Genomic DNA, 7094 nt, shown 5'->3' on the forward strand with positions numbered 1-7094 from the left:
GCCTTCAGGCCCTGAACGACCGGTCGCAGACGGGCCATCGCGCGACGGCGGCGGAATCACACAAGGCCGGACCGCGCGGTGGCCCCCGTGCTCACGCAGAAGGGGGGACACCGCACCCGGCCGCTGTGACGACGCCGGTGGGCACCTGCGGGCAGGTAACCGCTTCGATCATGGCCGACCGGCCGTGTGCGGCCTTGCGTGTCAACGTGGTGGTGAAGCCCGGGGGCACGGTGACGGCTTGCCGCTCACCTCGTCAGATGTCGTCCAGGGCGGAGACGAGGCTGGCCACCGTGACGGTGTTGAAGACGAACGCGATGCCCGAGTTGGCCGTCACCGTCCGGCGCATCTCCCGGGACAGCACGGTGACGTCGGTCGTGCCGAACGTCGTCATGACCGAGAAGGCGAAGTAGACGTAGTCGATCCAGAGCGGGCTCTGCTCGCCGGGGAACTCCAGAGCCCCTTCACCTTCCACGAGGTTGTCGGCCTGGAAGGCGACCGCGAAGGACACCACCACGCAGATCCAGGCGACGGCCACCATGGCGAGTGCCACCCCCGCACGACCGGCCGGTTCGAACGCGGAGCCGAGGTGCCCGGGGCGCCACACCACCGCCACCACGAGCGCGGCAGCCGCGATGAAGACCGACACCCCCGGGCCGGGTGCCGTCCCGTACACGTACCGCTGGAGCACCGTGCCCCGCGCCTCTCGACGGGCCCAGTCGCGTACGCGTTCCGGGGACGCGGTCGAGAAGGCGACCACCGTGACCATGAGGTACGGGAAGAGGTAGGCGAGCAGTACCAGCACGCACACGTCCGCCCCCGTGACGCGCGCCCAGCTACCGTCGAGGCCGAGGAGAAGTCCTGCCGTTCCTACGGCGACAAGCGCGCTCACCGTCGAACGGCGTCGTTCGGAGAGCCACTGGTTCCGGCGCCGTCGTGTGGGCGGCTGATTCATGGACGAGCTCCTCGGGCCGTTCGGTCCGTCACGGGCTGAGGCTGTCGTCGACGGTCCACCCAGCCGTGACGTGCGCACCATGGAGGGGGTGGCATCCGCATGTCCTCGCCATCTTCCGGCGCGGACACGGCTTACGCCGATTCCGGCCTCCTTCGGCAAGCCGTACGAAGCACGGTCAAGCAGCCGTGCGCCTCCGCTTCCGGCGGGGGCCTCAGGCGCGTCCCGCCCAGGCTGTCTCCTCGTCTCCGTCGCGTACCTGGCCCTGCGTGACTCGTGCCGCGGCAGGACGCCGACCCGGTCCGGGGCGTCCGCCTGCCGCCTACCGGATCGGGGAGCGTGGGCGGAGCCGGGGGTCGAAGGCCGGCTCCGCAGACTGCGTCCTACCCCTTCGCGTACTCGTGCGCGGTCCGCCGGGAGCCTTGTCCGATCTGCGCCGGTGGCCTCGTGCTGCCGAGCCACCCGAGGAGGAACGCCGCCGGTACGGAAATCAGGCCGGTGGTGTGGAACGGGTACCAGTCGAAGGACGCGTCGGGCCACAGCGCGTACGCGCTCCCGGAGACGGTGGGCGAGAAGATCGTGAGGACGGTGCAGAGGAGCAGTCCCCCGTACACGGACCACAGTAGCCCCCGGCGGTTGAACCCCGGCCAGAAGAAGGAGTAGACCAGCACCGGGAAGACGCAGGTGGCCGCGACGCCGAGCGAGAACGTGACCAGGAACTCGACGGGATAGCTGTGGACGGCGGTGGAGAGCACCAGCCCTCCGAGGCACAGGGCGACGACGGTGGAACGAAGCGCCCAGACCTGTCCGGTGTCGGTGAGAGGACGCCCGGTCCGGGTGAGGACGTCGCGCGTGACGGAGACCGCGGCGGTGAAGGTGATGCTGGACACGGCCGTCAGCACCGCGAGGAAGGCGACGCAGGCGACGAGGGTGATGATCACGACGCGTGTGGTCGATCCGTACCCGAAGAGGCCGGAGGCGAGCAGGATCGGAGCCGCTTGGCCGTTCGCGTCGACCGCACTGATCTGTCCGCTGCCGACCACGGCTGCCGCCGCGAAGCCGGTCGTGATCAGAAGGAGGTAGAAGATCGTTGTCAGGCCCGCGGCGATGCTCGTGGAGCGCCGTGCCGCTCGTCCGCACCGCGAGGCGGCGACGCGGAGGATCAGGTGCGGCATCATCGCCATGCCGAGGATGACGACGATGTGGTCGCTGATCGTGTTCAGCGGGCCGAGGCCCACGGTGTGCGCCCAGAGCCCCCGGCTCAGATAGCCGTCGGGCGCGATGCTCTGCTGCACCGCGGCGTCGAGCAGGCCTCCGGGGCTCCACGAGAACTTCCGCAGGGCGAGCAGGGTGACCACCGCGAGCGCCACCAGCGTGACGGGGACTTTGACAACCTGGACGAAGCTGGTTCCCCTCAGGTCCGCCACCGCGGCGAAGCAGGCGACGAGGCAGCCCATCAGCACCGTGCACGCCACCTGGGCCGTGTCGCTCGACATGCCGATCAGGAGCGCTGCGCTGATGCCGGCGGCCCGCAGCTGGACCATGAGCACGGGAACCGTGATGACGAGCGTCACCACGGCCGCCGCTGTGCGCGCCTCTCGGCCCGGCGCGCGCAGTGAGAAAAGGCCGCCGAGCGTGTACTGGCCGCTGTCGCGGATCCTCTTGGCGAGGAGGAGGAGTACCCCGAGTGCGATGACGCTGTCGACAGCGGAGGTGAACCCGTCGTAGCCGAAGAGGGCGATCGCTCCCGACACGGCGAACAGCGTGACGACGGTGATGTATTCGCCCGCCAGGGCGACGCCGTTGAAGACCGGCGGGAGCGACCTGCCGGCCGTGTGGAGCCTTTCCGGGTGTTCGTCCTGGCTCGCGAGGGTGAAGACCCACAGCAGGCACAGGCCGATGAAGACCAAGAAGGTGGTGATCACGGGGCCCCGGGCGGCCGAGCCGACCGGATCGAGGGCACCCGCACTCAGCAGGAGTGGAGCCGTCACCGTCTCACCACCCGCGCTCTCGGGCGGGAGACGTACCCGCGGTCCCGGTCGGCAGGTCCTCGGGGGCGAAGAAGCGCTCGGCGGGAGTGTCCGGCCGCACGGACCGGGCCTCGTGCCACCACACGCTGACGAGGAAGACGCCGAGCTGCAGGGCGCCCCAGACGACGCCGAGCGTGAGACGCCCGTACACACGGGTTCCCGTCAGCGCGGTGGAGCAGGACAGCACGACACCGATGGCGAGGGGCACCGTGTTGGCGGCCAGGAAGGCGCGCCCGACGCGCCGGTCGATCCCGTCGGGAGAAGCACCGTGTCGCGGCACGGGAGGGCCGCCGGGTGGGGCCGGTGTGGAGGGGAAACGCACGGAGACCTCCATAAAGGGGTGGTCGGACGGGGCATGAGGACGTGCGAGAAGGCCGAGGCGGCCCCTGGGGACCCGTGGCAGGCCCCGGCCGAGGTCATCGGGGGCATCGCCAGAGAGGTGGTGTCGCACGGCTACGGAAGGCGACCGCCCTCACGATCGGCCGATCGGGCCGAGGAACCGCGAGCGGTACGTGTACCGGCGAAGAGTTCGATACAGAATCGAGTTCGTGTTTAAGTGTACGCATGGATGATCGCGCACCGTCAACCGCTGCCGACCCAGGACAGGTCGACCCTCCGCCCGGTGGCAGGCTTCAGACGCCGTACGGACAATTGATCTCATGAAGGACGATGTGGATGTTCTCCTTCGCCGCCTCGCCCGAGAACTCAGACCGAGGACGAACGAGTCGGTCGACGCCCTGCTGCTACGCATGCGAAGAGAACTCCCCGAGCCGTGGCAGCACGAGGACATCACCACTCTCGCCTCCGAAGAAACGACCGGACACCTCACGGCTTTTCTGGACGTGCTCGAGCACGGCCTCGACGCCGCCGAGGTCGAAACGCCTCCCCCGTCCTTCGAGATCGCCCGCAGGTTCGCCCGCGGCGGCGTTCCCATCAGCACGCTCCTGCGCGCCTACCGACTCGGCCACGTCGGCCTGTTCCAGCTGCTCCAGGCAGAGGTCCCCCGGCTCACCGACGATCCGGAACTGGTCAACGCCGTGGCGATGCGACTACTGGCGCAGGGGTTCGCCTATGTGGACCGCAGTTCCGTGCGCGTCGTCGAGGCCTATCAGGAGGAACGCGACCGGCGGTTGCAGCGTCGGCTCCTCCTGACCAACGAGGCGAGCCTGCGGATCGGCACCACCCTGGACATCGGCCGCACCGCCCGGGAACTGGCGGACGTCGGAACCGACGACTTCGCCGATCTCGTCGTCGTCGACCTTCGCACCATCGTCCTCGACGAGGAGGACGCGCTCCCCGCGCCGGGCCCGTCGCCGCTCCGCCGCGTGGCCCACCGGTTCGCGTCCGGCACGCGAAACGCGGAGCCGCGCACGCCGGCGGGCCGGACGCACACCTACCCGGAGGAATCGGAGCCGGCCCGCGCACTGGCCACCGGCCGGGCCGCGCTGCACCGCCTCCCCGGCTCCGCGGCCGGGGGATGGTGGCGGTCGACTCCGGAGAGCGGGGCCGAGGCGTACGGCCCCGACGACTTCCACTCGGTGCTGCTGCTGCCCCTGCCCGCCCGCGGAGAAGTCCTGGGCCTCGTGCAGTTCTTCCGTGCGGAAAGCTCGGCCCCCTTCGACGAGGACGATCTCTTCCTCGCACGGGAGATCGTCGCAAGAGCGGCGGTGTCCATCGACAACGCCCGCCGGTACACCCACGAGCGTTCCACCGCGCTCACCCTCCAGCGCAGCCTGTTGCCACAGCGCACGGTGGAACAGCCGGCCGTCGTCGCGGCCACTCGCTACCTGCCCAGCGGGGCCAGGGCGGGGGTGGGCGGCGACTGGTACGACGTGATCCCCCTGTCCGGGGCGCGAGTCGCCCTCGTCGTGGGCGACGTCGTCGGGCGCGGTCTGGGCGCCGCCGCCACCATGGGCCGCCTCCGGACCGCCGTCCGCGCCTTCGCCGACATCGACCTGATGCCCGACGAGCTGCTCACGCACCTGGACGACGTGGTCATCCGCCTCCAGCACGAGGAGGGGCAGGAGGCGGGCGAGACCAGCGCCACCTGTCTGTACGCGATCTACGACCCCGTCTCCCGCGTCTGCTCCTTCGCCAGCGCGGGGCACGTCCTTCCGGTCGTCGTCACTCCCCCGGACGGCGAGGACGACACTGCGGACTCCCGGCCGGTCGAGCTGCCGGAGGCACCGATCGGCCCCCCGCTGGGCCTGGGCGGTCTCCCCTTCGAAACGACCCGGCTGACACTGCCCGAAGGCAGCCTGCTGGCCCTGTTCACCGACGGCCTCATCCGAAGTCGCACGCGTGATGTGGACGCCGCCCGCGCGTTGCTGGGCGACGTTCTCGCGGGAGGGCCGACACCGCCGAAGGCGGTGGACCGGGCGGAACCAGCGGAATCGCCTGACGAGATCTGCGACCGGATCCTCGCCGCTCTCCTGCCCAGCCGCTCCTCCGACGACGTCGCCCTCCTGGTGGCACGCACGCGGGCACTCGACCCTGGTCACGTCGCTGCGCTGGACCTCCCCTCCGACCCCGCGGTCGTGGCCGACGCCCGCCGCTTCGCGTCCGACGCGCTGACCGCGTGGGGACTGGAGGAGCTGTCCTTCACCACGGAGCTCATGGTCAGCGAACTGGTGACGAACGCGATCCGCTACGGCGGGGTTCCCATCCAGTTGCGGCTCATTCTCCAGTCCACGCTGACGTGTGAGGTCTTCGACGCCAGCAGCACCGCCCCGCACCTGCGTCGTGCCCGGACCTTCGACGAAGGCGGCCGCGGCCTGCTGCTCGTCGCCCAGCTCGCCGAGCGCTGGGGCACGCGGCACGGTCGCGAGGGCAAGGTCATCTGGGCCGAACAGGCCCTCCCTTCAAAGGAGAACGACTGACCCGCGCAACGACGACAGCACGCCCCTGGTACGCCGGGGCGGCCCCGACCGTCCTGGTCTCACGGGTGGGCCCGACCTTTGAAGACACCCCCCCAGAGGGTGGCGGGCCCCGTAGCCCTGGCCGCCGAGCAGAGCCACGGCGGCAGCGAGGACGGCCCCGCCGGCGCTCAACTGCGCGGCGCTGCACCGCGGTGGTCCGGGTCGGCCGCGAAGGGACCACGCCTCTGTCGAACGTGATCCGAGATCGCGTCATCGGCGCTCGCGCCTTCCCCGTGACCACGGGGTTGACAGGCCTTGAGCGCACCCTAAGATCGAATCCGAATCGACATCCATGAACAATCGGTCGCTCGGACGGCCGAAGCATCAGGCAAGCGGTCGTACCCACGTGGCGTGGCACTGCGGCGGAGGGCCGCGATCAGGAGGCAAGACGTTCGGTGACCGGTGCCGACTGCGGAGGCGTCGACGCGGCGCGGGGTCCCTGCATGATGAGCCGCTCGGGGTTCCACTCGACGCATGCGTTCGAGTCGGCGCCACTCGGACGGGCAGGTCCTCGGCGACCAGGCGAACTCGGCGACGCACGCGTGCAACGGCTCCAGCTGCACGTGCGGCACCGGTACCAGCGCCATGGCATCCCGCGCCCGTTTCCTCGCCCGCCCCATGAAGTGGCCCGGCGAAAGCGTGACACCGGCCGGCATGGGTCAACTCGACACGCCCACCAAGGGATTCACGGACGAAGGAGTACCCACCATGACCGCCTCGGGATACGCGGAAAGGCGGTACGCCGGGGTCTCCGTGCTCGTCGGAGCCGAGGGGGGCGCCTACCCGTACGCCAACTCCGTCCTCGTACGCGGCACCTCCGAAACGCTGGTCATAGACCCGTCGCTGTCGCTCGTCGGAGCTGCACCGCCGGCGGACCTGGTCCTGGTGAGCCACGCCCACGAGGACCACGTCGCGGGTCTCGGCGACTACGAGGTGCCCGTCCACGTCCACGAGGGGGACCTCGCCGCGCTGCGCTCCCGCGACGTCATGGCCGCCGGCTACGGCCTCCCGCCGGACGCCACAGCGGACACCGAAGTGATGCTGCGCGACCGATTCCACGTGCGGGACCGACCCGACGCAGCGGGGTTCACCGACGGGACGGTGTTCGACCTCGGCGGCCGCACCGTGACCGTCGTCCACCTCCCCGGTCACACCCCGGGCCACAGCGGCTACCTTGTCGAACCGGACGGCTTCCTG

Annotated in this window: 5 protein-coding genes; 2 read left to right on the forward strand and 3 right to left on the reverse strand. The window is 70.6% G+C overall.

All coding sequences use genetic code 11. The features are described 5' to 3' along the window. Positions 1 to 253 precede the first annotated feature (253 nt). The 3 genes from OO47_RS27820 to OO47_RS27830 all read right to left on the reverse strand — a co-directional run bounded on the left by OO47_RS27820 (position 254) and on the right by OO47_RS27830 (position 3259). A complete protein-coding gene (locus tag OO47_RS27820; RefSeq protein ID WP_030220755.1) occupies positions 254 to 952 on the reverse strand; it encodes a DUF1345 domain-containing protein in 699 nt (232 codons plus the stop codon). 380 nt (positions 953 to 1332) lie between these two features. Further along, entirely contained in the window at positions 1333 to 2940 is a 1608-nt protein-coding gene (locus OO47_RS27825; protein ID WP_030220756.1) for a sodium/solute symporter, read from the reverse strand. Positions 2941 to 2944: 4 nt separating this feature from the next. After that, positions 2945 to 3259 (reverse strand): hypothetical protein, encoded by a 315-nt coding sequence (locus tag OO47_RS27830; RefSeq protein WP_158708705.1) that lies wholly within the window; start codon positions 3257 to 3259, stop codon positions 2945 to 2947. Between the two features lie 379 nt (positions 3260 to 3638). Between OO47_RS27830 and OO47_RS27835 the strand changes: the two genes are divergently transcribed. After that, a complete protein-coding gene (locus OO47_RS27835; protein WP_030220761.1) occupies positions 3639 to 5858 on the forward strand; it encodes an ATP-binding SpoIIE family protein phosphatase in 2220 nt (739 codons plus the stop codon). 747 nt (positions 5859 to 6605) lie between these two features. Beyond that, on the forward strand, positions 6606 to 7094 hold a 489-nt coding region (locus tag OO47_RS27840), incomplete at its 3' end, for an MBL fold metallo-hydrolase (protein WP_033210529.1).

Source organism: Streptomyces bikiniensis, from assembly GCF_000716625.1.
GTDB lineage: Bacteria > Actinomycetota > Actinomycetes > Streptomycetales > Streptomycetaceae > Streptomyces > Streptomyces bikiniensis.